Genomic DNA, 24,183 nt, shown 5'->3' with positions numbered 1-24,183 from the left:
ATGACCCCACCGGATGACCCGACACCCTCCGTCACCACCCTGAACCTGATCACCGGCTTTCTGGGCGCCGGCAAGACCACCACGGTGCTGCACCTGCTGGGCCGGCGTCCTGCCCACGAGCGCTGGGCGGTGCTGGTGAACGAGTTCGGGGAAGTGGGCATCGATGGCGCGCTGGTCTCGTCGGCGGGTGGCGACAGCGTGGCGGTACGGGAGGTATCCGGTGGCTGCATCTGCTGTACCGGCGCCATGAGCCTGCGGGTGGCCCTCACCCGTCTGCTGCGGCAGATTCGGCCTGACCGGCTGTTGCTGGAACCCACGGGCCTTGGGCATCCCGCCGGCATCATCGACACCCTGCGGGACCCCTGGCTGGCCCGGGCGGTCACCCTGGGCAACAGCCTCTGCGTGGTCGATCCCGGCGGTTTTTCCGCGGATCGTCTGTCCCGTTCAGCCATCTACCGGGACCAGATCAGCTTGGCGGATGTGGTGATCATCAACAAGAAGGACGTTGCCACCCCGCAACAGATCCAGGCCGTGGAGGATTACCTCAAGGGCCTGTACCCACCCAAGCGGGCAATCATTCATGCCCGGCGGGGCGAGGTGGACGCGGCGGTGCTGGATTTGCCGGTTGCGGGGGGGGTGTCCGGGCCGGTCCTGCGTCCGCTGGGCCGTGCCGTCCAGGCCCCGCCAGCGGACACCGCCCGGGGCTGGCACTTCGACCACGCACAGCGCTTCGACCTGTCGCGGGTGCAGGCACTGTTCGCGGCCCCGCCCTGGCGGGACCTGATCCGGGCCAAGGGAGTATTGCGCACCGGCCGGGAATGGCAGCGCTTCGACTGGGCGGAAGGACGTTTCAGCGCCGAGCCGGTGGCCTGGCGCCGTGACAGTCGGGTGGAGTGCATCGCGCCGACAGCCGCCATGGACTGGGCTGCCATCGAGGCCGGGTTCCGGGGGGCGATCAGCGCCGCTTCCCCCCACCCCGGCACGGGGGAGACTCGGCCACCCGACCTTCCCGGGCCGTCCACTCCTCCGGCGTCAGGGTATGCAGCGCCAGGGCGTGGATGCCCCCGGACAACTCCCGCGCCAGCAGACCATGGACCTGACGATGCCTTGCCAGCAGGCGCAGGCCCTCGAACCGGGGTGAGGCGACGGTGATCCTGAAATGGGATTCGGAACCCGGCGGCACGTTGTGCTTGTCGCTCTCGTTCACCACTTCCAGATGAACCGGGTCCAGCCCCTCGAACAATGTCTGCTCGATGCTTGCCTGCATGCTCATGGTCATATCCTGGTGCAATAGTCGGGTATGGGGCTATGATCATCAAGGGGCGTCCGTTTGGCAAGCTTGGACGCCCCCCATCTCAAAACGCTATAGTGCACCATGGAAGTCAGGCACACGCCCAACCCGGTTGTTCGCGCAAAATGATGAAAGAAACCGCCCCCGCCGCCATTCATCTCAAGGACTACGCACCCCCCCGGTGGCGCATCCTTTCGGTGGACCTGTGCTTCGTGCTGGATCCGGAGGATACCCGGGTCAGATCCCGCCTGACCCTGGCGCGCAACGGCCACGGGGAGGCTCCCCTGTCACTCAACGGCCAGGATCTGGTGCTCCACGACATCCGCCTGGATGACCGTCCCCTGCAGCCGGGTGACTATCATCTGGAGGGCGAGACCCTGACCCTGCACGATCTGCCCGAGCGCTGTGAACTCAGCCTGGAGACGGGCATTGCCCCGGCGGCCAACACGGCGCTGGAGGGGCTGTATGTCTCCGGCGGCAACTTCTGCACCCAGTGCGAGGCGGAAGGATTCCGTCGCATCACCTGGTTCCTGGACCGGCCCGACGTGATGGCCGTCTACACGGTGCGCATCGAGGCCGACAAGGCCCGCTATCCCGTGCTGCTCTCCAACGGCAATCTCACCGACAGCGGCGACCTGCCCGAGGGGCGTCATTTCGCCGTCTGGCACGATCCCTTCCCCAAGCCCAGCTATCTGTTTGCCCTGGTGGCGGGGGACCTGGTCTGCCGGCGGGACGGCTTCACCACCCGAACCGGACGGGAGGTGGACCTGCGCATCTACGTGCAGCGTCACAACCTGGACAAATGCGATCACGCCATGCGCTCCCTGCAGGCATCCATGCGCTGGGACGAGGACACCTTCGGCCGGGAATACGATCTGGACATCTACATGATCGTGGCGGTGGACGACTTCAACATGGGGGCCATGGAGAACAAGGGGCTCAACGTCTTCAATTCCAAGTACGTGCTGGCCCGTCCAGATACCGCCACCGACGACGACTTCGTGGCCATCGAGAGCGTCATCGCCCACGAATATTTCCACAACTGGTCCGGCAACCGGGTCACCTGCCGCGACTGGTTCCAGCTCTCCCTCAAGGAAGGCCTCACCGTCTTTCGCGACCAGGAATTCACCGCTGACCAAAGCCTGCGGGCGGTCAAGCGGATCCAGGATGTCCAGCGCCTGCGCACCCTGCAGTTCCCCGAGGACGCCGGTCCCATGGCCCACCCGGTGCGGCCCCAGTCCTACATCGAGATCAACAACTTCTACACCATGACCGTGTATGAAAAGGGCGCCGAGGTGGTGCGCATGATCCAGACCCTGCTGGGTCGTGAAGGATTCCGCCGCGGGCTGGACCTCTATTTCGACCGTCACGATGGTCAGGCGGTGACCACGGACGATTTCGTCAAGGCCATGGAGGATGCCAATGCCCGGGATCTTTCCCGGTTCCGCCGCTGGTATGACCAGGCCGGAACGCCGTTGCTGGAGGCGACCGGGGAGCATGACCCGCGGACCGCCACCTACCGGCTCACGGTGCGCCAGTCCTGCCTTCCCACCAAGGGCCAGCCGGAAAAGCTGCCCCTGCACATTCCCCTGGTCATGGCCCTGCTGGATGCCCGGGGGCAGGAGATCCCCCTGCGCCTGGAGGGGGAGGACAGTGCCGTTGCCGGTGAGCGCACCCTGGAGCTGACCGCGCCCACCCATGTCTTCGTGTTCCAGGACGTGCCGGAGTTGCCGGTCCCCTCACTGTTGCGGGGATTCTCGGCGCCGGTGAATCTGCGCTTCCCCTACACCGATGCGCAGCTGGCCTTCCTCATGGCCCATGACACGGACGACTTCAACCGTTGGGAGGCGGGCCAGCAGTTTGCCCTGAAGGTACTGCAGGGACTGATCGAGGCCGTCCAAGCGGGGCAACCCCTGACGCTGGATGCCCGTTTTGCGCAGGCTTTCGGCCAGGTGCTGGCCAACGGGGCGCTGGACGCCGCCCTGGTGGCCGAGGCCCTGACCCTGCCGGGAGAAGGCTATCTGGCGGAGCAGATGGCGGTGGTGGACGTGGATGCGATCCATCAGGCCCGACAGTTCCTGCGCCAGGCCCTGGGCGCCGCCCTGGGGGATCGGTTCCGTGCCGTCTATGAGGCCACGGCGGGGGCGCAAGGCATGGATGCGACGGCCATGGGACGCCGCCGTCTGTGCAACCTGTGCTTGGCCTATCTGTGCGCCTCCGGCGAGGCCGAGGCGGTGGCCCTGGCCCGGACCCATTATGGGTCCGCCGACAACATGACCGATGCCATGGGCGCCCTGCGGGCGTTGCTGGACTGCCCTGGGGAGGCCCGTGACCAGGCCCTGGCCCATTTCGAGGCCCGCTGGCGCGACGATCCCCTGGTGTTGGACAAGTGGTTCGGCCTGCAGGCGATGGATGCGGCCCCGGGCGCGCTGGATCGGGTGCGGGGACTGATGTCCCACCCCGGTTTCAGCATCCGCAATCCCAACCGGGTGAGGGCGGTGCTGGGGACCTTTGCCATGGCCAACCCGGTGCATTTCCACGCCCTGGATGGGTCCGGTCACGGGCTGATTACCGACAGCGTCCTGGAACTGGACGCCCTCAACCCGCAGATCGCGGCTCGGCTGGTGACCAGTCTGAGTCGCTGGCGGCGTTTTGACGAGGAGCGTCAAGGCTCAATGCGGCGCTGTCTGGAGCGGATCGTGGCCCATCCCGGACTGTCCCGGGACGTGTACGAGGTCGCCTCGCGGAGTCTGGATTGAAGCTGTTATTCGGTACTTCTATCGGGGATATTGTAAGAATCAATTTCAATAATCATTCGCATTTGTTTAGTCTCTCAATCAAGGACACATCAGATTCGGGAGACGCCGCCATGATCAAGACCGCCAGCTTCGCCGTTGTACACTTCACCGTCGCCTTTGCCGTGGTCTACGCCCTGACCGGCAGTCTCGTGATCGGTGGACTCGCCGCCTTGATCGAACCGATGATCAACACCGTGGCCTATCACTTCCATGAAAAGGTCTGGGATCGTATCCGTGCCCGCCGCGCCGCCCGCGATCAGGCCGCTGGTGTCGCCCGGGTTCCTGTCTGAGGAGTCAGATGGACAAAAAACCCCTGGAGATTCTTCGCAACACCTTCGGCTACGACCGCTTCCGTTCCCCCCAGGACGAGGTCATCCGGACCCTGTTGCAGGGCATGGACGCCCTGGTGCTGATGCCCACCGGCGGCGGCAAGTCCCTCTGCTACCAGATCCCGGCCATGGCCCTGCCCGGCACCGGCGTCGTGGTCTCCCCCCTCATCGCCCTCATGCAGGACCAGGTGGCCGCCCTGCGGCAGGCCGGGGTGCGCGCCGCCTACCTCAATTCCACTCTTGCGTCGGATGAAGCCAGGGCGGTGGAAACCCAGCTGCTGGATGGGCGGTTGGATTTGTTGTACGTCGCTCCGGAGCGTCTTCTGACCGAACGTACCCTGAACCTCCTTGACCGGGTCTGCGTCAATCTCTTTGCCATCGACGAGGCCCATTGCGTCTCCCAGTGGGGCCATGACTTCCGCCCCGAATACATCAAGCTTTCCCTGCTGGCCGAGCGCTGGCCCCGGGTGCCGCGCATCGCCCTCACCGCCACCGCCGATGCCCGTACCCGCGGGGAGATCCGTGCCCGCCTGTGTCTGGATCAGGCCCGGGCGTTCATCAGCGGCTTCGATCGCCCCAACATCCGCTATCGCATCAACCAGTCCGCCGGCAATGCCCGGCGGGAGTTGCTGCGCTTCATCCGCGACACCCATCCGGACGAGGCGGGCATTGTCTATTGTCTATCCCGCAAACGGGTGGAGGAGGTGGCCGAGTGGCTCACCGGACAGGGACTCACCGCCTTGCCCTACCATGCCGGTCTGCCCGCGGAGATGCGCGAAGCCCATCAGCGGCGCTTTCTCAACGAGGAAGGCATCATCATCGTCGCCACCATCGCCTTCGGCATGGGCATCGACAAGCCCAATGTCCGTTTCGTGGCCCACCTGAACCTGCCCAAAAGCATCGAGGCCTACTATCAGGAGACCGGCCGTGCCGGGCGAGACGGGCTGGCGGCGGATGCCTGGATGAGCTACGGCCTGCAGGACGTGATCACCCTGCGGCAGATGGTGGATGCTTCCGACGCCGATGAATCCCACAAGCGGGTCGAGCGTCACAAGCTGGATGCCATGCTCGGGCTGTGCGAGACCGTCACCTGCCGTCGCCAGACCTTGTTGCCCTATTTCGGAGAACCGCTCGCCGAACCCTGCGGTAACTGTGATAACTGTCTTGAGCCGCCGCAAACCTGGGACGCGACGGTGCCGGCCCAGATGGCCCTGTCCTGTGTCCATCGTACCGGGCAGCGTTTCGGCGTGAATTATCTGGTGGACGTGCTCAGGGGCAAGGAGGACGAGCGCATCCGGGGGTTCGGCCATGATCGGCTCAGTGTTTTCGGCATCGGTCGTGATCTGACCGTGAACGAGTGGCGGGGGATTTTTCGCCAGCTCATCGCCCGCGGCCTGCTCACGGTGGATCTGGAAGGGCACGGAGGACTGCACCTGAATCCGTCCTGTCGCCCCGTGCTGCGGGGGGAGGTTCCCCTGATGCTGCGCAAGGAGACCGTCCCCGCCCGGATCAGCCGGGAGCCACGCCGCTCAAGGGCGCTGCAACTGGACAGCCCCGAGGGTCAGCGCCTGTTCGAGGCATTGCGCGGTTGCCGTCGCCGGCTGGCGGATGAGCAGGGCGTGCCGCCCTACATGGTATTCAATGACGCCACCCTGCAGGAAATGGCCCAGGTGCGCCCCCACAGCCTGGCGGCCATGGCGGGCATCTCCGGGGTGGGAGAGAAAAAGCTGGAGTCCTACGGGCTGGCGTTCCTGGAAGTGATCCGGGAAGCGGAAGCGTAGCGGGCCGGTCTCGGGGCGGACTCAGCGGGCGTTGAATACCACGATGGTCTTGCCGTGGGCCGTGATCAGGCCCTTCTCCTCCAGTTCCTTGAGCACCCGACCGGCCATTTCCCGGGAGCAGCCCACGATCTTGGCCAGTTCCTGCCGGGTGATGCGGATCTGCATCCCTTCGGGGTGGGTCATGGCATCGGGCTGCTGGGCCAGTTCCATCAGGGTGCGGGCGATGCGTCCGGTGACATCCAGAAAGGCCAGATCGATCACCTTGCGGCTGGTTTCCCGCAACCGGGCCGCCAACTGGGTGGCCAGCAGAAACATGATCTGCGGGTCCTGCATGGCCAGGTCAAGGAATTTGGGGTAGTGGATCTCGGCGGTTTCAGTGGGGGCGCGGGTCACCACGCCGGCACTGCGGGCCTGGGAGGCAAAGATGCCCATTTCACCGAAAAACTGACCGGGATTGAGATAGGCCAGCACGATTTCATGGCCGTGCTCGTCCTCTATGGTCACGCTGACCGAACCCTGGATGATATAGTACAGCGTCTCCGGTCGATCCCCCGCGTGAATGACGGTGGAGCGTGCGGGGTATTGCCGCCGATGGCAATGAGACAGCAGTTTTTCCAGCGCCGGGTCAGGCATCTGCTTTTGCCTTGGCAACATGCTCATTGTCCACCTCGTAGAGAAGGACCGGTGGGGTGCCGTCGTGGGGTGACGGATTGTAGTGTCGGGGATCATGATTATTGTTTTTACCCCGCCACAGTTTATGGTAAAGCCCCCACCTTGTCGAATCAGAGGGGCGTCAGCCTTGTTCCAAGGGAAATCATGCAGATGAAATCAAGAGTGAAATGGGTGGATCACATGACCTTCGTGGCCGAATCCGGAAGTGGTCATGCCGTGGTCATGGACGGACCGCCGGAGTTCGGTGGACGGGATCTGGGGCCGCGTCCCATGGAAATGCTGCTGATGGGCATGGGCGGGTGTTCCGCCTTCGATGTGGTGCAGATCCTGCAGAAGTCCCGCCAGGCCATCACGGACTGCGAAGTGATGCTGGAGGCCGAGCGGGCCGAGGAACACCCCAAGGTGTTCACCCGCATCCATGCCCATTACATCGTCACTGGCCGCAATCTTGCCGAAAAGCAGGTGGCCCGTGCGGTTGAATTGTCCGCGGAAAAGTACTGCTCCGCCTCGATCATGTTGGGCAGGACCGCCGAGATCACCCATGATTTCGAGATTCGGGAGCCGGAGTGATCCGTCTACCGGGAGGGAAGGGCGCGGTGATAAACTGCGCCAAGGCTGTGGGTAAGGTGACGCCGTGGGCCGGTAAATCATCGCTGGAAAGTGATAACCATCAGTTACCGGTCTGTTGATTTGTGACGCAGTTCTCACTTATGCTCCTTTTCAAGGGGCATTTGCTGATTGGATCGGCTGTACTCAAGCCTGATTCAGAGCCAGTCCCCGCGACTGCCGGATTGCCCAGCGGACCTGGGTCCGTGAAAAGGAGGAGCACGTGAACAAGCATCGCCTGTCAGGCTGTATCGGTCTTCTCGTCGTTTCGTTGCTGATCCTGGTGCTCAGCGGTTGTGCCACCAGACATCCCCCCCTGGAAGCCGTGGAGTTCACCGGCAGTCCCGACTACATCATCGGACCGGGCGACAACGTCAACATCTTCGTCTGGCGCCAGCCCGAGTTGTCCATGTCGGTGCCGGTCCGCCCCGACGGCAAGATCACCACTCCCCTCATCGAAGATGTCCCCGCCGCCAACAAGACCCCGACCCAGCTGGCCCGGGACATGGAGGAAGTGCTCTCCGTCTATGTGCGTGACCCGGTGGTCACCGTGATCGTCACCGGTTTCCGCGGACCCTATGACCAGCAGATCCGGGTGGTGGGGCAGGCGGCCAACCCCCAGGCCATTCCCTATAACGAAAACATGACCCTGCTGGATGTCATGATCGCCGTGGGCGGCGTGACGGAGTTTGCCGCCGGCAACCGGGCCTCCATCGTGCGCAACATCAACGGCGAAGCTCGGCAGTTCGGGGTCCGCATCAATGACCTGATCAACAAGGGGGATATCGAGGCCAATGTGGCCGTGCTGCCCGGCGATATCCTCATCATTCCCGAGTCCTGGTTCTAAGACAGACTTACCCCCGCACGTCGGTAATACGGACGCCGGTTCGGCGTCCCGCGGTATGTGAAGGCGAGGAGACCGCCATGCAGGAAATCATCTCTCAGATCCTGGGCTACTTGCGCGACATCTGGCGCTATCGCTGGGTGGTCCTGGTGGTTGCCTGGGGGGTGAGCATGGCCGGTTGGCTCTATGTCTCCCAGCTGCCGGATCAGTACCGCGCTTCCGCTCAGGTACACGTGGATACGGAATCCATGCTCCGTCCCCTGCTCCGGGGCCTGGCGGTGGACACCAACGTCTCCCAGCGGGTGGCCTTCATGACCCGCACCATGCTGACCGGCCCCAACCTGGAAGAGGTGGCTCGGGCCACGGATCTGCACCTTCAGGCCCACACCGATGCGGACATGCAGCGGATCGTCGGTCAGCTGCGCAGTGGTATCAGTATTTCCGCGGGCCGCCAGGACAACGTCTACACCATCGCCTACACCCACGGCAATCCGCGGCATGCCTATGACGTGGTCCAGGCCCTGCTGAACCGTTTCGTGGAAGGTGCGCTGGGGGATACCCGGACGGATACCGACGTGGCACGGCGCTTCCTGGATCAGCAGATCCGGGAGCTTGAGCAGCGCTTGGCTGCCGCGGAGCGGCGTCTGGCGGACTTTCGTCGTGACAACGTCGGTCTGCTACCGGGGGATCGAGGAAACTACTACTCCCGCCTTCAGCAGGCCCAAAGCCTGCTGGAGGAAACCCAGCTGCGTCTGAGAGAGGCGGAAAATCGCCGCGAGGAAATTCGGCGACAATTGATCGGTGAAGAACCCACGTTCGGCATCATGGGTGGCACCCGGACCACTCAGGCGACGGCGGCCATTGATGCCCGTATTCAGAACCTTCAGGCCCGCCTGGACGAACTGTTGCTGACCTTCACGGAACGGCATCCGGACATTCAGAGCATCCGCCGCACCATTGAGGATCTGCAGGTCCAGAGGGAGGAGGAGATCCGTCTGGCCCGCCAGAGCGGTCCCAGCATGGAGCAACTGGATACCAACCCGGTGTATCAGCAGATGCGCATGACCCTGTCCAACGCGGACGTGGAAATCGCCAGCCTGCGGGTCCGCTTGCAGCAGCACCAGAGTCAGGTGGCGGAACTGCAGCGTCTGGTGGACATCATCCCCGACATCGAGGCGGAGATGTCGCGGCTGGATCGGGACTACAACGTCAACCGTGAACAGTACGAGCAGCTCCTGCGTCGCCGGGAGTCGGCCGCCCTGAGCCGTAGCGTCGAGGAGCGTGGCGAGCAGGTCCAGTTCCGGGTCATCGAGCCGGCTCGGGTCCCCTCGTCCCCATCCGCCCCCAATCGCCCCGCCATGTTCTCCATGGCCCTGCTGGCGGGGCTGGGCATCGGCGGCGGCCTGGCCTTCCTGATCGGTCAGCTACGGCCGGTCTTCGACAATCGCCGCTCCCTCAACAAGGTCACCGGCTTCCCGGTGCTGGGCACGGTGAGCCTGCTCACCAGTTCGAAGCGACGCCTGCGGGAACGGATCGAACTGATATCCTTCGCCGGCGTGGGAGGGCTGTTGCTGGCGGCATACTTTGCCGTGGTGGCTGCCGGCGGCATTCACCTGTCCATCGTTGAGAGGCTGCTGGGATGAGCGACAAACAGACCGATCTGAGCCTCATCGAGAAGGCGGTGCGCCGGTTGGAAGCCGGCCCCGAGACCCGTGACCTGCCTCGCGCCGAACCCGAAGCGCGGGCACCAGCCATAACCACCGCGGTCAGCCGCAAGACGACGGATGATCAACGGGAAACCCCGTCTGTTTCGGCCCCCATGCCGCCCTTCGACACCCTGCCCGATATTCCGCCGCCACCGCCGGACGTGGATCCGGCCTCGGATCGGTACGTGGCGCTGAATCTGGCCCATCTGCGGGAACAGGGCTTCATCACCGCCAACTCCGAACGCAATCATGTTTCGGAGGAATTCCGCATGATCAAGCGCCCGTTGCTGGCCAATGCCTTCGGCCGCGGCGCCGAACTGGTCGATCAGGGCAACCTCATTATGGTAACCAGCGCCAAGTCGGGGGAAGGCAAGACCTTCACCGCCATCAACCTGGCCATGAGCATCGCCATGGAAATGGACAAGACGGTGCTGCTGGTGGATGCCGACGTCGGGCGCGCCCGCGTCCATCATGTCCTCGGCACGCCCCAGGGGCCCGGGTTGATCGACCTGCTGCTGGACAAGGATCTGGACGTGGGGGATGTGATCATCAAGACCAATGTCCCCAAGCTGCGGGTCATCCCCATGGGACGCTACCATCCCCATTCCAACGAACTGCTGGCCAGTGAAGACATGCTTCGGCTCACCCGGGAACTGGCGGAGCGCTACCCGGATCGGGTGGTGATCTTCGATTCCCCGCCCTTGCTGCTGACCAGCGAGTCGGTGGTGGTGGCCGGTCTGGTGGGGCAGATCGTGTTCGTGGTCGAGTCCAGCCGCACCCTGCAAGGTACGGTGAAGGATGCCCTGGCCATGCTGGATACCTCCAAGCCCATCGGGCTGGTGCTGAACAAGGTCCGCCGCACCCTGGGCAACTACGGGTATGGATATGGCTACGGCTACGGTTACCACGGCAAGTCCGACACCGCCAAGGAAACGCCGGCATGAGAATCAAGCCCTTCGGCACCCTGTTAGGCTCCCTGGCGCTGGTGCATGTCGGCGCCGCCGCCCAAGCGGGAAGCTGGGACCTCACGCCCCGTGTCTCCGTGTCCCAGACCTATACGGACAACGTGAACCTGGCCCCCCGGAGCGAAGACAAGGAAAGTGATTCGGTCTCCCAACTCAATACCGGTTTTTCACTACAACGATCCGGCGGGCGCACCGATCTTTCCCTGGGCTACAACCTGCAGAGCCTGGCCTATTGGGAGGATGACGGTCGCAATACCGTCTATCATCAGTTCGCGGGTACCAGCACCACCACCCTGATCCGTGAGACCTTGTTCCTCGATGCATCGGCCAGTTACGGACAGCAGTTGAGGGATTCCAGGGACGGTTTTGCCGGTGACAACATCTCTACCGGGGCACGCTCCGACGTGGCCCGTTATTCTCTGTCCCCCTACTGGCGTCAGGGCTTCGGCAGTTTTGCCACGGGGGAACTGCGTTACACCTGGGACAAGGTGGACTACCAGTCCGGAGGCATCACCAGCAACAACAGCGAGAATCAGCGGATTCAGGCCACCCTGGACAGCGGTCCCCGTTTCACCACGGTGGGCTGGGCGCTGTCCTATTCCTGGGATAAGTCCGCCTACGACGACGGCACCGATGTGACCCTGGAATCCCTGGAGGCCCTGGTTCGTCTGAACATCAGCCCCCAGTTCAGCGTCTATGCGGCGGGTGGGGATGAGCGCAACCGGTACAATCGGGCCGCCGAAGCGGCGGACCCGGACGACACCTTCTGGCGCGCCGGATTCACTTGGTTGCCCGGTCCCCGCACCAGCCTGGATGCCTTCTACGGCGAACGCTTCTTCGATGATACCTACGGCCTGACCTTCAGCCATCGTTTCCGGCACGCGACCTGGCAGGTGAACTACTCGGAGTCCTTGGCCAGCCTCAATCGGGTGGAGTTCGTCCCCTTCCTCATCGTAGACGGCCAAACCGGGTTGCCTGTCGTGGATGACGATGGGTTTCCAATCTTCTTCCTTTTCCCTGAACTGGTGCCGGACGCCTACATCTCCAAGCGTCTCAATATCTCGGTGTCGGGACAGCGTTCCAAGCTTTCCTGGGGGCTTGCGGCCGCCCGGGAAGAACGACTCTACCAGACGGATCGGGGTGATCAGGAAATCAACAGCTTCAGTGCCAACCTGGGCTGGCGGGTCGCCCCGCGTACCCAGGCCACCCTGTCATCCCAGTGGCAGCGCTCCGATTATGATCTGGACAACCGCAAGGACGACCTGTGGAACGTGGGTCTCGGCCTGAGCCGGACCCTGGGTGCCAACACCTCCGCCGCCATTGAATACCGCTACCAGGAGCGTGACTCCAATCAGGACGATTTCGATTACCAGGAGAACCGCATCACCGCCACCCTGAGCAGGACCTTCTAGGGCCGCCCATGTACGAAGCCTATTTCAAACTGGATCGCAAGCCCTTCCAGCTCAGCCCCGACCCTCGGTGCTTTTTCGGTAGCCGCATCCACAAGCGGGCCCTGGCCTATCTGCAGTACGGCCTGAGTCAGGGAGAGGGTTTCATCGCCATCACCGGCGATGTGGGGACGGGCAAGACCACCCTGGTGCGCATGCTGTTCAACGACATCTCCGAGCGGGACTATTTTGCCGCCCAGATCGTCACCACCCAGCTCCACGCCGACGACCTGCTGCGCATGGTGGCGATGGCCTTCGGCATGCAGGTGGGTAGCGACAGCAAGGCCAACCTGCTCACCCGCATCGAGCGTTTTCTGGTGGACAAGTCCCGGGAAGGCAAGCGGGTTCTGCTGGTGATCGACGAGGCCCAGAACCTGCCGCCCCATGCCCTGGAGGAGTTGCGCATGCTGTCCAACTTCCAGCTTGCCGGTCGGCCGCTGTTGCAGAGCTTCCTGTTGGGACAGAATCAGTTCCGGCGCACCCTGCAGATGGCGGAGCTGGAACAGTTTCGCCAGCGTTTCATCGCCGCCTGCCACCTCACGCCGCTGTCACGGGAAGAGACCGAGGAATACATCCGTTACCGGCTGGAACATGCGGGGTGGAAGAACGACCCGGCTTTCGAGACCGAGGCCTTTGCCGAGATCTACCGGCAGACCCAGGGCATTCCCCGTCGCATCAACAGCCTGGCGGATCGGTTGCTGCTGTATGCCTTTCTGGAGGAACGTCACGGGATCGATGCCGAAGTGGTCCAGGCCGTGGCCCGGGAGCTGGGCGAAGAGATCAGCGCCATCCCGGAGGAGGTGGGTGTCGGTCCGGTGGAAGACGGCATGAACCGGGGCATCTATGACGGTCAGGGCCTGCCCGCCCATTACTCCTGGGGCAACATCGAGTTACGGGTGTCCGCCCTGGAGAGCCGGATTCAGTCTCTGGAGAAGTCCTTTTACCGGGAGGTTTCCCTGCTGCGGCGGGCGGTGAAACATTTGATGAAGGAGTGATCTTCTTGCAGACAATCAGGGGAGGCGCAAAATGATGAACACATCCAGACCCAGCCCCATCCAAGGCATCCGCAACGCGATGACCGTGGACGTGGAAGACTATTTCCACGTCTCCGCCTTTGAAAACCACATCTGTCGCGGCACCTGGGACGAACTCCCCTGCCGGGTGGAACGCAATGTGGACCGCATCCTCCAGCTCTTTGCGGACCACGACACCAAGGCCACCTTCTTCTACCTGGGCTGGGTGGCAAAACGCTATCCCGAACTGGTCCGGCGCACCCAGGCCGAAGGCCACGAGATTGCCAGCCACGGCTGGTCCCATATCCGGGCCACGGAGCAGACCCCCGAGGCCTTCCGCCAGGACGTGACCCGAACCCGGGCCTTGCTGGAAGACACCGTAGGTGCCCCGGTACTGGGCTACCGGGCCGCCAGCTACTCCATCGGCCGCGACAATCTCTGGGCCCTGGATACCCTGCGGGAAACCGGCCACCGCTACAGTTCCAGCATCTATCCGGTCCACCACGATCTCTACGGCATGCCCGAGGCACCCCGCTTCTCCTTCCGGCCGGGGCAGGGCGATCTGGTGGAAATCCCCGTCACCACCGTGGAAGTGCTGGGCAAAAAGCTTCCCTGCGGCGGCGGCGGTTATTTCCGCCTGCTGCCCTATGAAGTCTCCCGCTGGGCCATTCGTCAGGTCAACCAGCGGGACCGGCAGGCCGCCGTGTTCTATTTCCACCCCTGGGAGATCGACCCCGATCAGCCCCGTCAGACCGGGCTCGGGCTCAAGACCCGGGTGCGTCATTACCTGAATCTGTCCCGCACCGAAGGCCGGCTCAAACGGCTGTTGTCGGATTTTCAATGGGGACGCATGGATAGGATCTTTCTTGAACAGGCAGTGAATCCCGCATGAATGCAGTCATGGATACCAAGGGCAGTGACGCCCGCACAGCACCGACCATCCGTCATCTTGAGGATGGCGACGAGGCCCGCTGGGATGCCTATGTCATGGCATGCCCGGAAGCCACCTTCTTTCACCGCAGCGGCTGGCGCCGGGTACTGCGGGAGGCCTTCGGACATCCCGCGCACTTTTTGTACGCGGAACAGGACGGCCGGATACGGGGTATCCTGCCCCTGGGCCATGTGAAGACCCTGCTGTTCGGCAATGCCCTCATCTCCATGCCCTTTTGTGTCTACGGCGGCGTGGCCGCCGACGACGAAGCCACGGCCCAGGCCCTGATCGACGCGGCCCGGGATCTGGCGGAGGCACTTCAGGTGGATTATCTGGAACTGCGTCACCAGCATCGTCATTGCCCCCAGTGGCCCTGCAAGGATGATCTCTACGTCACCTTTCGCAAGCCCATCGAGCCGGAGGAAGAAGCCAACCTGCTGGCGATCCCCCGCAAGCAGCGGGCCATGGTGCGCAAGGGCATCAAGCACGGGCTTGCATCCCGGTTCGAGGATGAGGTCGCCACCTTCTTCGGCATCTATGCCGACAGCGTGCGTCGCCTGGGCACCCCCGTGTTCTCCCGCCGCTATTTCCAGTGCCTGCTGGACACCTTCGGCCAGGATGCCCGGATTCTCACCGTCACCCACCGGGACCAGCCGGTGAGCAGCGTGCTCAGCTTCTGCTTCCGCGACGAGGTGCTGCCCTATTACGGCGGCGGCATGCCCACGGCCCGGGAACTGGCCGGATTCGATTTCCTCTACTGGGAGGTCATGCGCCACGCCTGCGCCGCCGGCTACCGGTGCTTCGACTACGGTCGCAGCAAGCGGGGCACCGGCTCCTTCAGCTTCAAGAAGAACTGGGGCTTCCAGCCCCAGCCGCTCTACTACGAGTACCATCTGGTGAAGGCGGATGCCATCCCCGAGATCAACCCCCTGAACCCCAAGTACCGTCTCTTCATCGAGGCCTGGAAGCGTCTGCCCACCCCGGTGGCCAACCTGATCGGTCCCCGTCTCTCCCGGGGTCTGGGATGAACGACACCACACGCCCGGCGCTGCTCTACCTGGTCCACCGGATCCCGTATCCGCCCAACAAGGGGGACAAGATCCGGTCATTCAACCTGCTCAAGCACCTGGCGGGGCGCTACCGCATTCACCTGGGGGCGTTCGTGGACGACCCCCACGACTGGCGTTACCGGGAAGACGTGGCTTGCCTGTGCGAGAGCACCTGCCTGTTGCCGTTGCGACCGCCGTTGGCCAAGCTGGCGAGTCTGCGGGGCTTCATGGACGGCCGCTCCCTGTCGGAGCCTTACTACGACAGCCGACCCATGCGGCAATGGGTGCGCCGGATACTGGACCAGGGCGTGGAACGGGTCCTGATTTTCTCGTCCGCCATGGCCCAGTACCTGCGACCGGAAGACCATGCCGGTCGCAGGGTCGTGGTGGATTTCGTCGATGTGGACTCGGACAAGTGGCGCCAGTACGCCGCTTCCCATCGCTTTCCCATGAACCGGATCTATGCCCGGGAATCCCGTCGTCTGCTGGCCTTCGAGCGCCGTGTCGCGTCCCTGACGGACGCGGGTGCCTTCGTCAGTGAGCAGGAGGCGGCCCTGTTCCGGACGCTGGCGCCGGAGTCGGCCGGTCGCATCCATGCCATCGACAACGGCGTGGACGTGGATTATTTCAGCCCGGAACGAGAGTATCCCCGCCCGTACGGGGTGGGTGAGCAGCATCTGGTCTTCACCGGCGCCATGGACTACTGGGCCAACGTGGATGCGGTGTGCTGGTTTGCCCGAGAGGTCTTCCCCCTGGTGCGACTGGATCACCCCGATGCCCGTTTCACCATTGTCGGCGCCCGGCCGGCCAGGGAAGTGAAACAACTGGAGCAGATCGACGGCGTCCAGGTCACGGGCGCGGTGAAGGATGTGCGCCCCTATCTGACCCATGCCGAGGCGGCGGTGGCGCCGCTGCGGATCGCCCGGGGGATCCAGAACAAGGTGCTGGAGGCCATGGCCATGGGCAAGCCGGTGCTGGTGACCCCCCAGGCACTGGATGGACTGCGCGCCTGCGAGGGTCTGGAATGGCCGGTGAGCGAAGACCCGGTCACCCTGGCCCGGCTGGCCTGCGATGTCCTCTCCGGTAACCTGTCTCCGGGTTTGGGGCGGCTGGGGCGGGCCTGTGTCTGCGAACATTACAGCTGGGCCGAGCACATGGAGCGGTTCGTGACATTGTTGGAGTCGCCATGAACACCACTGTCTCAACATCGGCTGAACATCCATCAGCAGACCCGGCAGCCCCACGGAGTGCGGGCCTGTCATGGCCCCTGGCCCTGGGGCTCCTGGTCGCGGGCATGGGCGCCATGGTGCTCCTCTACTGGCCCAGTGTGCAGAAGCTGGTGCATATCTGGACCACTTCCGACACCTACGCCCACGGCCTGGTCATCCTGCCCATCAGCCTGTTTCTGGCCTGGCGCATGCGCCGCCGACTGGCCGAACTCACCCCCCAGCCCAGCTACCTGGGCATCCTGCTGATCGCCGCCCTCGGTTTCGGCTGGATTCTGGCCCGGGCCGCCGATGTCACCGTGGTCCAGACCTTCGTGGTAGTGGCCATGGTGCCCGCCCTGGTCATCACCATTCTGGGGCTTGGCATCTCCAGGGCGCTGACTTTCCCCCTGGCCTATGTCTTCTTCGCCTGGCCGGTGGGGAGCTTCCTGGTCCCCATCCTGCAGGACTATACCGCCTGGTTCACCGTGCTCATGCTGCGTCTGACGGGGCTGCCGGTATTTGCCGAGGGCTACTACATCAGCATTCCCGCCGGGGATTTCGTGGTGGCCGAGGTCTGCAGCGGCATCCGCTATCTGATCGCCTCGGTGGCCCTGGGGCTGGTGTACGCCTATCTGGTTTACCGCAGCCTCTGGCGGCGACTGGTGTTCACGGCCTTCGCCATCATCGTGCCCATCGTGGCCAACGGCCTGCGGGCCTACGGCATCATCATGATCGCCCACTGGACCGACATGGAACACGCCGTCGGGGTGGACCATCTGATCTACGGCTGGTTGTTCTTCGGCGTGGTGATGTTCCTGCTGTTCTGGGTGGGCAGCCTGTTCCGGGAAGACGACCATCCGGAAGAGGGGAGCCGGCAACAGCCGACCACACGGGCCGGGAACCCGTCCCCCATGGCGGTCTCCCCGGTGGTCATGCCCCTTGTCCTGGCCGCCGTGGTTCTGTCCATGGCCCCCCTGACCGAGATGGGCCTCAACCAGCGCATGGCCGCCCTGGCCGGTGACCGTTATCCGGTGGCCCCCCAGGTCACGGGCTGGACCTTACCCCAGCGGGACGAATCACCGGTCTGGCAGCCCCGGTTTGCCGAGCCGGATTACCAGTCCCAGCATGCCTACCGGTCTGAAAACGGACGTGAGCTGGCGTTGCACCTGTCTCATTACCGTCATGACCAGGCCGGTACGGATCTCATCACCTACGGCAACCTGATCTACGATGAAGTCCGTTGGCGCCGGATTTCCGAGTCCGGGCGCGGCGTGATCCTTGCCGGCGGCGAGCCCCACATGGTCCGCGAAACGGTCATGCGCGGTCCCGGAGATCGCGGCCGCATCGTCTGGCACTGGTACCAGGTGGCGGATCGTGCCACCGCCCGACCCATCGAGGTCAAGCTCCTGGAGGCCTGGGCCCGGCTCAGTGGCCATCGGGACGGCTCGCTGCTGGTGGCCGTGACCACGGAGTTCCCGATCACCGCCGATGAGGGGCGGGCCGTCCTGCAGGATTTCCTGACCCGCATGCCCGGGCTGATCCAGGTGGAATACCGGCCGGAGTCAGGCTCATGACCAACGGCCCGCGGGGTACACCACCGCTGGTGGCCCACATCATTCATCGTCTGGACGTGGGCGGCATGGAGAACGGTCTGGTCAACCTGATCAACCACATGCCGGCGGACCGCTACCGCCATGCCATCGTGTGCATGACGGACTACACCGATTTCAGTCGCCGCATTCGCCGCGACGACGTGACGCTGCATGCTCTGCACAAGCAGGAGGGCAAGGACCTCAAGGTCCACGGCCGGCTCTGGCGGCTGCTGCGCCGACTGCGGCCGGACATTGTCCATACCCGCAACATGGCCACCCTGGAGACCCAGGCCATTGCCGCCCTGGCGGGGGTGAGGCGGCGTGTCCATGGCGAGCATGGCTGGGACATCGGTGATCTGGACGGCTCCCGGGCCAAAACCCGGCACCTGCGCCGTGTGTTCCGGCCCCTGGTGGGCCAGTACATTGCCCTGTCCCGGCACCAGCTGGATTACCTGTCACGGCAGATCAGCGTGGCCCCGGCCCGCCTGAACCATATCTGCAACGGGGTGGATGTTGTCCGTTTTTCACCCCGGGACAAGGCCCAGGTCCGCTCCATCCTGCCGGAGGGATTCGCGCCCCCGGAGGCTGTTGTCATCGGCGCTGTCATGCGGATGCAGGCGGTCAAGGCCCCGGATATCCTGGTGGAGGCCGTGCTTGCCCTGCTGAGGCGGGATGAAGGGCTGAAGCGCAGGCTGCGTCTGGTGATGATCGGAGACGGCCCCCTGTGGGAGGGGCTGCAGGCCCGTCTGCGGGAAGCCGGTGTTGCCGACCTGGCCTGGCTGCCCGGCAACCGTGACGACATTCCCGACCTGATGGCGGCGATGGACCTGTGCGTGGTGCCTTCCCTGGCGGAAGGCATTTGCAACACCATATTGGAGGCCATGGCCACCGGTCTGCCGGTGATCGGCACCGCGGTGGGGGGCAATCCCGACCTGATCGAGCCGGGCCAGACCGGCACCCTGATCCCCGCCGGCGATCCCGAGGCCCTGGCCGACGCCCTGAGCGACTATCTGGACGACATGGCCCTGGCGCGGACCCACGGCGGCACCGCCCGGGAGCGGGCACGGCAGCGCTACAGCCTGGAAGCCATGGTGCAGGGCTACCTGAACGTCTATGACAGACTCTCCAAGAGATAAAAAACATGTGCGGCATCACCGGGATCTTCGACATCCAGGGCCAGGCCCCCATCGACCGGGGACTGCTGGAACGCATGAACCAGACCCAGTTCCACCGTGGCCCCGATGAAGGCGGCGTCCACCTGGAACCCGGGGTCGGGCTGGCCCACCGCCGCCTGTCCATCATCGACCTCTCCAGCGGCCAGCAGCCCCTGTTCAACGAAGACCACACCGTGGCCGTCACCTACAACGGCGAGATCTACAATTTCCCGGCGCTGACCGACACACTCAAGGCCGCCGGACACACCTTCCGCACCCATTGCGACACCGAAGTCATCGTCCATGCCTGGGAAGAATGGGGCGAAGACTGCGTGCGTCACTTTCGCGGCATGTTCGCCTTCGCCGTCTGGGACCGCAACCGCCAAAGCCTGTTCCTGGCCCGGGACCGCCTGGGCATCAAGCCCGTCTACTATGCCTATCTGCCCAATGGCCAGTGCATCTTCGCCTCCGAACTCAAGGCTCTGATGGCCCACCCGGATCTGCCCCGGTCGCTGGACCCCCGGGCGGTGGACGAATATTTCGCCTACGGCTACGTGCCCGAGCCGCGCACCATCTACCAGGGCGTACACAAGCTGCCCCCCGGCCACACCCTGCTGTTGCAGCGGGGCCGCGCACCGGGGGAGCCACGGGAATACTGGGACGTACCCTTCCAGCCCCATGCCCCCATGGACGAGGCCCAGGCCATGGAGGCGCTGGTGGAGCGCCTGCGCGAAGCGGTACGCATCCGTCTGGTGGCCGAGGTGCCCCTGGGGGCCTTCCTGTCCGGCGGCGTGGACTCCAGCGCCGTGGTGGCCATGATGGCGGGCCTGATGGACGACCCGGTCAAGACCTGCTCCATCGGCTTCAGCGATCCCCGCTACGACGAGTCCGCCCATGCCGCCCAGGTGGCCGAGCGCTACCATACCAGCCACCGGCAGCGGCAGGTGGACCCGGATGACTTCAGCCTGCTGGACCGGTTGGCGGATCTCTACGACGAACCCTTTGCCGACAGCTCGGCTCTGCCCACCTACCGGGTCTGCGAGCTGGCCCGGCAGGACGTCACCGTGGCCCTGTCGGGGGATGGCGGGGATGAGACCCTGGCCGGATACCGGCGTTACCGATTCCATCTACAGGAGGAACGGGTGCGCAACCATCTGCCCCTGGGGTTGCGGCGTCCCCTGTTCGGCACCCTGGGACGGATATATCCCAAGCTGGACCGGGCTCCCCGGATGTTCCGCGCCCGCGCCACCTTCCAGGCCCTGGCCAGGGACGCGGTGGAAGGGTATTTCAACAATATCGCGGTCATCCGCGACGAGCAGCGCCTGAACCTCTACAGCCCCGCCTTTCGGCGGCAGCTGGAGGGACACACGGCGGTGGACGTGCTGCGCCGCCACGCCGCCCGCGCGCCGGTGGAAGACCCCTTGTCCCTGGTCCAGTACCTGGACATGAAGACCTATCTGCCCGGCGACATCCTCACCAAGGTGGACCGGGCCAGCATGGCCCATGCCCTGGAGGTTCGGGTACCGATCCTGGATCATCCTCTGGTGGAATGGATCTCGGGCCTGCCGCCGTCGCTCAAGCTCCGGGGTGGGGAAGGGAAGTACCTGCTGAAGAAGGCCATGGAGCCACACCTGCCCAACGACATCCTGTACCGGCGCAAGCAGGGCTTTGCCGTGCCCCTGGACCAGTGGTTCCGCAGCCCCCTGAAACAGCGTCTGCAAGATACCATCCTCGGTGAGCGGCTACAGGATGCCGGTCTTTTCGAGATGAACACCCTCCGGCATCTGGTGGATGCTCATGTGAGCGGGCGCCGGGATTACAGCGCCCCCCTGTGGTCCCTGTTCATGTTCGAGGCGTTTTTGCGGCGCAACGAAGGGTGAGCGTCACTCCCGCGAAAGCGGGAGTCCAGGTTTCAAGCCGAGATACGATCGTCGATCAGTTCCCGCAGCATCTGCGCACCGTTGCGGATCATCTCCTCCGTGGTCGCCCAGTCCACGCAGGCATCGGTGATGGAACAGCCGTAGCGCAGCTTGGAACGATCCGCCGTCAGCGGCTGATTGCCCGCCTCCAGGAAACTCTCGACCATCAGCCCCACGATGGAACGGTTCCCCTCCCGGATCTGGTGCATCACATCCTTCATCACCAGCGGCTGAAGCGCCGGGTTCTTGGAGGAATTGGCGTGGGAGCAGTCCACCACGATGTTCCGGGGGATGCCGGCCTTGTCCAGGGCCTGCTCCGCCAGGGCCACGGAGACGGTGTCATAGTTGGGCTGCCCGTTACCGCCGCGCAGCACCAGATGGCCGTAACGGTTGCCCCGGGTGCGCAGGATCACCGACTGCCCGTCATTGCCGATGCCCAGGAAACTGTGGGGGCTGCCGGCCGATAGAATGGCGTTGATAGCCACGCTCAGGTCGCCGTCGGTGCCGTTCTTGAAGCCCACGGGAGTGGACAGGCCCGAGGACATCTCCCGATGGGTCTGGGATTCCGCCGTGCGGGCGCCGATGGCCGTCCAGGCGATCAGATCGCCGTAGTACTGGGGCGCGATGGGGTCCAGGGCCTCGGTGGCCGCCGGCAGCCCCAGCTCATTGATGTCCATCAGAAATCGCCGGGCCTTGGCCATGCCCTCGTCGATGCGGAAGGTGTCATCCAGATGGGGGTCGTTGATGAACCCCTTCCAGCCCACCGAGGTGCGGGGCTTTTCGAAATAGACCCGCATCACCAGCAGCATGACATCCGATACCTCGTCCGCCAGCGTCTTCAGGCGTCGGGCATAGTCCATGCCGGCCTCGGGGTCGTGGATGGAGCAGGGACCCACCACCACGAACAGGCGCGGATCCCGATGGTCCAGGATGTCGCACAGGGCCTTGCGCCCGGCGAGGACACTGCGGGCCGCGGCATCGGACAGGGGGAACTGTGCCTTGATCTCCCGGGGGGAGGGCATGTAGTCCATGGCGGCGATGTTGAGGTTTTCGGTCTGAGCTGTGGTCATGCGGGTGATCCGGCGTAAAAGGGTGACAATCTTGACAGTCTAACGCGAAAATGCATTGCATTGTGCAATGCGGTTCCAAGCCTCAAACTATCAGCCCGCCCAGAATTTTTCCCAAGACTTCATGCCCCGCCCAAAATTCGAAGAACAATGGCGTCAACGCTTCATTCAGCGCGGTAAGGTCTGTCAGGATGACGCCGACATCGCCGGCTGGACGCGGTCCGGCCTGGAGGCCCGGTTGAGAAACTTTCAGCGCCTCTGGCCGGGGGATGCGCCGGGCGCCCTGTGGCTGGACGTGGGTTGCGGGGCCGGCAGTTATACCCGTTATCTGGCCGGGCAGGGCGTCAGTCCCATCGGCATGGACTATTCCCTGCCCTCGGTACAAAAGGCCCGGGAACGCAGTCCGGCGGCGATGACCTGGGCCGTGGGGGATGTGACGCAGCTGGCGATCCGTCCCGCTTCCCTGGACGGTGTCCTGTGTTTTGGTGTGATGCAGGCCCTGTCACGGCCGGAGCAGGCAGTGCGGGAGCTGGTGCATGCCACCCGACCGGGTGGACAGGTCTGGATCGACGCTCTGAACCGTGACTGCCTGACCACCCGGATCCGGTGTCTGGTGGCCCGATTGACGGGGCGTGCACCGGGTCTTCGGTACGACCGGGTCGGTGATCTTGCCGTCTGGCTGGAACGGGAAGGGGCCACGGAGGTGCGGGTGCACTGGATCCCCATCCTGCCGGGGCGTCTGCAGCGGTATCAGTCGTTGCTGGAAAGGCCCTGGATGCGGCGGCTGATCCGGGCCGTTCCGGGGTTGGGCAGCCTGCTCAGCCACGCCATCCTGGTGTCCGCCAAACGTTCCCCTCATCCCCGGTCCTTCTCCCCCGAGGGGAGAAGGGGGTAAGACCAGTTCCCAATCCGTGGGGGAAGGTAAGCCCCTCTCCCCTTGCGGGAGAGGGGGTGGGGTGAGGGGAGAGCCTTGCTACGACGGGCAAGGATCAGATGGCGCGTCTGCGCCGCAGGAAGCCCATTGCGCCAAGCAGGCCGGCACCGAACAGGGCCAGTATGCCGGGTTCGGGGACGGCGGTGACGAGGTTGTTCGGGGTGTTGAGGTTGTCGGGATTGCTTTCTGATGATCCGCCTAATGAATTTGCGGACGGTAACCAGGAGCTGAAAATGGGATTTATCGAACCCTCGGCCTGACCTACGACGCTCAAGGGGGCGAAGCTGAGCCGAATGTATGGGATTCCCTCATTGGGCGCAGTGCCGATGGTCAGGTTACTCCAATTGAGAGCATAGGTACTAGCGTTCTTGCTAATTGTGCCGGTAAGCGAATAGGTATCAGACCATTCCCATTCGTCACGAGCACCTTCAAGCTTCAACTCCACAGTAATTATTCTGTTGTTAATGTTTGCGTTGGTATTCGTGACTTTGAACAAAAACGTGGGGATGCCCTGCACCTGCCAACCGTTGATTTCCCCTGATGTGCTGCCCGTCTTTTGAAAGCTAATTTGGTTAGGCGCGTTGGTTACCGTGGTCGTCAGGGTAATGACCGCAGCCTGAGCCGTACCCACCAAGGTGCCGGCGCCGACCAACAGTGCCATGACTAGATGCTTCAGTGTGTTGTTCTTGTTGTGGGCTGTGTTCATCGACGTTGGATCCTTCACGAAAAGCGCTCGGTGGAAAACTGCATGCTAGTTTTTAAGCATGAAGTGTGCCTGTAGCGGGGTGATGGCTTCCGGATGCGATTTTATGCGGAGTGCCTCAAGCTTTTAGTCTTGAGATTGTAAAAAAATCCGATGTTTCTGCCTGTCAGGAT

At 64.0% G+C, this 24,183-nt stretch carries 20 protein-coding genes and 1 pseudogene; 17 read left to right on the top strand and 4 right to left on the bottom strand.

All coding sequences use genetic code 11. The features are described from left to right. Positions 1-942, top strand: a pseudogene (locus LQD11_RS03105) (CobW family GTP-binding protein); the annotation flags it as partial. A 13-nt stretch (positions 943-955) separates the two neighbouring features. Here the strand turns inward: LQD11_RS03105 and LQD11_RS03100 are convergent. Continuing rightward, entirely contained in the window at positions 956-1,273 is a 318-nt protein-coding gene (locus LQD11_RS03100; RefSeq protein WP_238616214.1) for a BolA family protein, read from the bottom strand. 146 nt (positions 1,274-1,419) lie between these two features. Here LQD11_RS03100 and pepN point away from each other — a divergent pair, with 146 nt between their 5' ends. The 3 genes from pepN (at position 1,420) to recQ (ending at position 6,199) form a co-directional block, all read left to right on the top strand. After that, entirely contained in the window at positions 1,420-4,050 is a 2,631-nt protein-coding gene (gene pepN, locus LQD11_RS03095) for an aminopeptidase N (RefSeq protein ID WP_238616517.1), read from the top strand. A gap of 110 nt (positions 4,051-4,160) precedes the next feature. Further along, positions 4,161-4,379, top strand: coding sequence for a DUF2061 domain-containing protein (locus LQD11_RS03090; protein ID WP_238616213.1), 219 nt, complete (start codon positions 4,161-4,163; stop codon positions 4,377-4,379). An 8-nt stretch (positions 4,380-4,387) separates the two neighbouring features. Then, on the top strand, positions 4,388-6,199 hold the full coding sequence (gene recQ / locus LQD11_RS03085) for a DNA helicase RecQ (RefSeq protein ID WP_238616212.1): 1,812 nt from the start codon (positions 4,388-4,390) through the stop codon (positions 6,197-6,199). A gap of 21 nt (positions 6,200-6,220) precedes the next feature. On the opposite strand, the gene crp is transcribed toward recQ, so the two are convergent. Beyond that, the gene (gene crp / locus LQD11_RS03080) at positions 6,221-6,859 is read right to left on the bottom strand and encodes a cAMP-activated global transcriptional regulator CRP (RefSeq protein WP_040405292.1); all 639 of its coding nucleotides are present in this window, start codon (positions 6,857-6,859) and stop codon (positions 6,221-6,223) included. A gap of 162 nt (positions 6,860-7,021) precedes the next feature. Between crp and LQD11_RS03075 the strand changes: the two genes are divergently transcribed. The 12 genes from LQD11_RS03075 (at position 7,022) to LQD11_RS03020 (ending at position 21,267) form a co-directional block, all read left to right on the top strand. Then, the gene (locus tag LQD11_RS03075; protein WP_008931859.1) at positions 7,022-7,441 is read left to right on the top strand and encodes an OsmC family protein; all 420 of its coding nucleotides are present in this window, start codon (positions 7,022-7,024) and stop codon (positions 7,439-7,441) included. A 259-nt stretch (positions 7,442-7,700) separates the two neighbouring features. Then, positions 7,701-8,324 (top strand): XrtA/PEP-CTERM system exopolysaccharide export protein, encoded by a 624-nt coding sequence (locus tag LQD11_RS03070; RefSeq protein WP_238616211.1) that lies wholly within the window; start codon positions 7,701-7,703, stop codon positions 8,322-8,324. A 77-nt stretch (positions 8,325-8,401) separates the two neighbouring features. Then, the gene (locus LQD11_RS03065; RefSeq protein ID WP_238616210.1) at positions 8,402-9,964 is read left to right on the top strand and encodes an XrtA system polysaccharide chain length determinant; all 1,563 of its coding nucleotides are present in this window, start codon (positions 8,402-8,404) and stop codon (positions 9,962-9,964) included. Beyond that, positions 9,961-10,971 (top strand): XrtA-associated tyrosine autokinase, encoded by a 1,011-nt coding sequence (locus LQD11_RS03060; RefSeq protein ID WP_238616209.1) that lies wholly within the window; start codon positions 9,961-9,963, stop codon positions 10,969-10,971. The genes LQD11_RS03065 and LQD11_RS03060 overlap by 4 nt, the downstream gene beginning before the upstream one ends. Next, positions 10,968-12,404 (top strand): TIGR03016 family PEP-CTERM system-associated outer membrane protein, encoded by a 1,437-nt coding sequence (locus LQD11_RS03055; RefSeq protein ID WP_238616208.1) that lies wholly within the window; start codon positions 10,968-10,970, stop codon positions 12,402-12,404. Before LQD11_RS03060 ends, LQD11_RS03055 begins: the two co-directional genes overlap by 4 nt. 8 nt (positions 12,405-12,412) lie before the next feature. Continuing rightward, positions 12,413-13,435 carry an XrtA/PEP-CTERM system-associated ATPase gene (locus LQD11_RS03050; protein WP_238616207.1) on the top strand — a complete coding sequence of 341 codons (1,023 nt, stop codon included), beginning with the start codon at positions 12,413-12,415 and terminating at the stop codon, positions 13,433-13,435. Between the two features lie 34 nt (positions 13,436-13,469). Continuing rightward, a complete protein-coding gene (locus LQD11_RS03045; protein ID WP_238616206.1) occupies positions 13,470-14,345 on the top strand; it encodes an XrtA system polysaccharide deacetylase in 876 nt (291 codons plus the stop codon). Further along, a complete protein-coding gene (locus LQD11_RS03040; RefSeq protein WP_420828245.1) occupies positions 14,342-15,412 on the top strand; it encodes a FemAB family XrtA/PEP-CTERM system-associated protein in 1,071 nt (356 codons plus the stop codon). Before LQD11_RS03045 ends, LQD11_RS03040 begins: the two co-directional genes overlap by 4 nt. Continuing rightward, complete coding sequence (locus LQD11_RS03035) at positions 15,409-16,623, top strand: TIGR03087 family PEP-CTERM/XrtA system glycosyltransferase (RefSeq protein WP_238616205.1); 1,215 nt, start codon at positions 15,409-15,411, stop codon at positions 16,621-16,623. The genes LQD11_RS03040 and LQD11_RS03035 overlap by 4 nt, the downstream gene beginning before the upstream one ends. Beyond that, complete coding sequence (gene xrtA / locus LQD11_RS03030) at positions 16,620-18,215, top strand: exosortase A (protein ID WP_238616204.1); 1,596 nt, start codon at positions 16,620-16,622, stop codon at positions 18,213-18,215. Before LQD11_RS03035 ends, xrtA begins: the two co-directional genes overlap by 4 nt. Beyond that, entirely contained in the window at positions 18,212-19,369 is a 1,158-nt protein-coding gene (locus tag LQD11_RS03025; protein WP_238616203.1) for a TIGR03088 family PEP-CTERM/XrtA system glycosyltransferase, read from the top strand. The genes xrtA and LQD11_RS03025 overlap by 4 nt, the downstream gene beginning before the upstream one ends. 5 nt (positions 19,370-19,374) lie before the next feature. Further along, positions 19,375-21,267: an XrtA/PEP-CTERM system amidotransferase gene (locus tag LQD11_RS03020; RefSeq protein WP_238616202.1), complete on the top strand. Its 1,893-nt coding sequence runs from the start codon at positions 19,375-19,377 to the stop codon at positions 21,265-21,267. A gap of 32 nt (positions 21,268-21,299) precedes the next feature. Here LQD11_RS03020 and LQD11_RS03015 read toward each other — a convergent pair whose 3' ends face one another. Continuing rightward, positions 21,300-22,376: a 3-deoxy-7-phosphoheptulonate synthase gene (locus LQD11_RS03015; protein ID WP_238616201.1), complete on the bottom strand. Its 1,077-nt coding sequence runs from the start codon at positions 22,374-22,376 to the stop codon at positions 21,300-21,302. A gap of 121 nt (positions 22,377-22,497) precedes the next feature. Here LQD11_RS03015 and LQD11_RS03010 point away from each other — a divergent pair, with 121 nt between their 5' ends. Further along, positions 22,498-23,268: a class I SAM-dependent methyltransferase gene (locus LQD11_RS03010; protein WP_238616200.1), complete on the top strand. Its 771-nt coding sequence runs from the start codon at positions 22,498-22,500 to the stop codon at positions 23,266-23,268. Positions 23,269-23,362: 94 nt separating this feature from the next. On the opposite strand, the gene LQD11_RS03005 is transcribed toward LQD11_RS03010, so the two are convergent. Continuing rightward, positions 23,363-24,013 (bottom strand): PEP-CTERM sorting domain-containing protein, encoded by a 651-nt coding sequence (locus LQD11_RS03005; RefSeq protein WP_238616199.1) that lies wholly within the window; start codon positions 24,011-24,013, stop codon positions 23,363-23,365. Between the last annotated feature and the right edge of the window lie 170 nt (positions 24,014-24,183).

Origin of the sequence: Ectothiorhodospira shaposhnikovii, assembly GCF_022227765.1 — a bacterium.
Taxonomy (GTDB): Bacteria; Pseudomonadota; Gammaproteobacteria; order Ectothiorhodospirales; family Ectothiorhodospiraceae; genus Ectothiorhodospira.
Note: the sequence above shows the minus strand (reverse complement) of the source record. Positions and strands in the feature narration are given on the sequence as shown.

Coding starts and splice junctions, on each gene's coding strand:
- LQD11_RS03100 (WP_238616214.1), bottom strand. CDS start 1,273: ATGAGCATGCAGGCAAGCATCGAGCAGACATTGTTCGAGGGGCTGGAC.
- pepN (WP_238616517.1), top strand. CDS start 1,420: ATGAAAGAAACCGCCCCCGCCGCCATTCATCTCAAGGACTACGCACCC.
- LQD11_RS03090 (WP_238616213.1), top strand. CDS start 4,161: ATGATCAAGACCGCCAGCTTCGCCGTTGTACACTTCACCGTCGCCTTT.
- recQ (WP_238616212.1), top strand. CDS start 4,388: ATGGACAAAAAACCCCTGGAGATTCTTCGCAACACCTTCGGCTACGAC.
- crp (WP_040405292.1), bottom strand. CDS start 6,859: ATGAGCATGTTGCCAAGGCAAAAGCAGATGCCTGACCCGGCGCTGGAA.
- LQD11_RS03075 (WP_008931859.1), top strand. CDS start 7,022: ATGAAATCAAGAGTGAAATGGGTGGATCACATGACCTTCGTGGCCGAA.
- LQD11_RS03065 (WP_238616210.1), top strand. CDS start 8,402: ATGCAGGAAATCATCTCTCAGATCCTGGGCTACTTGCGCGACATCTGG.
- LQD11_RS03060 (WP_238616209.1), top strand. CDS start 9,961: ATGAGCGACAAACAGACCGATCTGAGCCTCATCGAGAAGGCGGTGCGC.
- LQD11_RS03055 (WP_238616208.1), top strand. CDS start 10,968: ATGAGAATCAAGCCCTTCGGCACCCTGTTAGGCTCCCTGGCGCTGGTG.
- LQD11_RS03050 (WP_238616207.1), top strand. CDS start 12,413: ATGTACGAAGCCTATTTCAAACTGGATCGCAAGCCCTTCCAGCTCAGC.
- LQD11_RS03045 (WP_238616206.1), top strand. CDS start 13,470: ATGAACACATCCAGACCCAGCCCCATCCAAGGCATCCGCAACGCGATG.
- LQD11_RS03040 (WP_420828245.1), top strand. CDS start 14,342: ATGAATGCAGTCATGGATACCAAGGGCAGTGACGCCCGCACAGCACCG.
- LQD11_RS03035 (WP_238616205.1), top strand. CDS start 15,409: ATGAACGACACCACACGCCCGGCGCTGCTCTACCTGGTCCACCGGATC.
- xrtA (WP_238616204.1), top strand. CDS start 16,620: ATGAACACCACTGTCTCAACATCGGCTGAACATCCATCAGCAGACCCG.
- LQD11_RS03025 (WP_238616203.1), top strand. CDS start 18,212: ATGACCAACGGCCCGCGGGGTACACCACCGCTGGTGGCCCACATCATT.
- LQD11_RS03020 (WP_238616202.1), top strand. CDS start 19,375: ATGTGCGGCATCACCGGGATCTTCGACATCCAGGGCCAGGCCCCCATC.
- LQD11_RS03015 (WP_238616201.1), bottom strand. CDS start 22,376: ATGACCACAGCTCAGACCGAAAACCTCAACATCGCCGCCATGGACTAC.
- LQD11_RS03010 (WP_238616200.1), top strand. CDS start 22,498: ATGCCCCGCCCAAAATTCGAAGAACAATGGCGTCAACGCTTCATTCAG.
- LQD11_RS03005 (WP_238616199.1), bottom strand. CDS start 24,013: ATGAACACAGCCCACAACAAGAACAACACACTGAAGCATCTAGTCATG.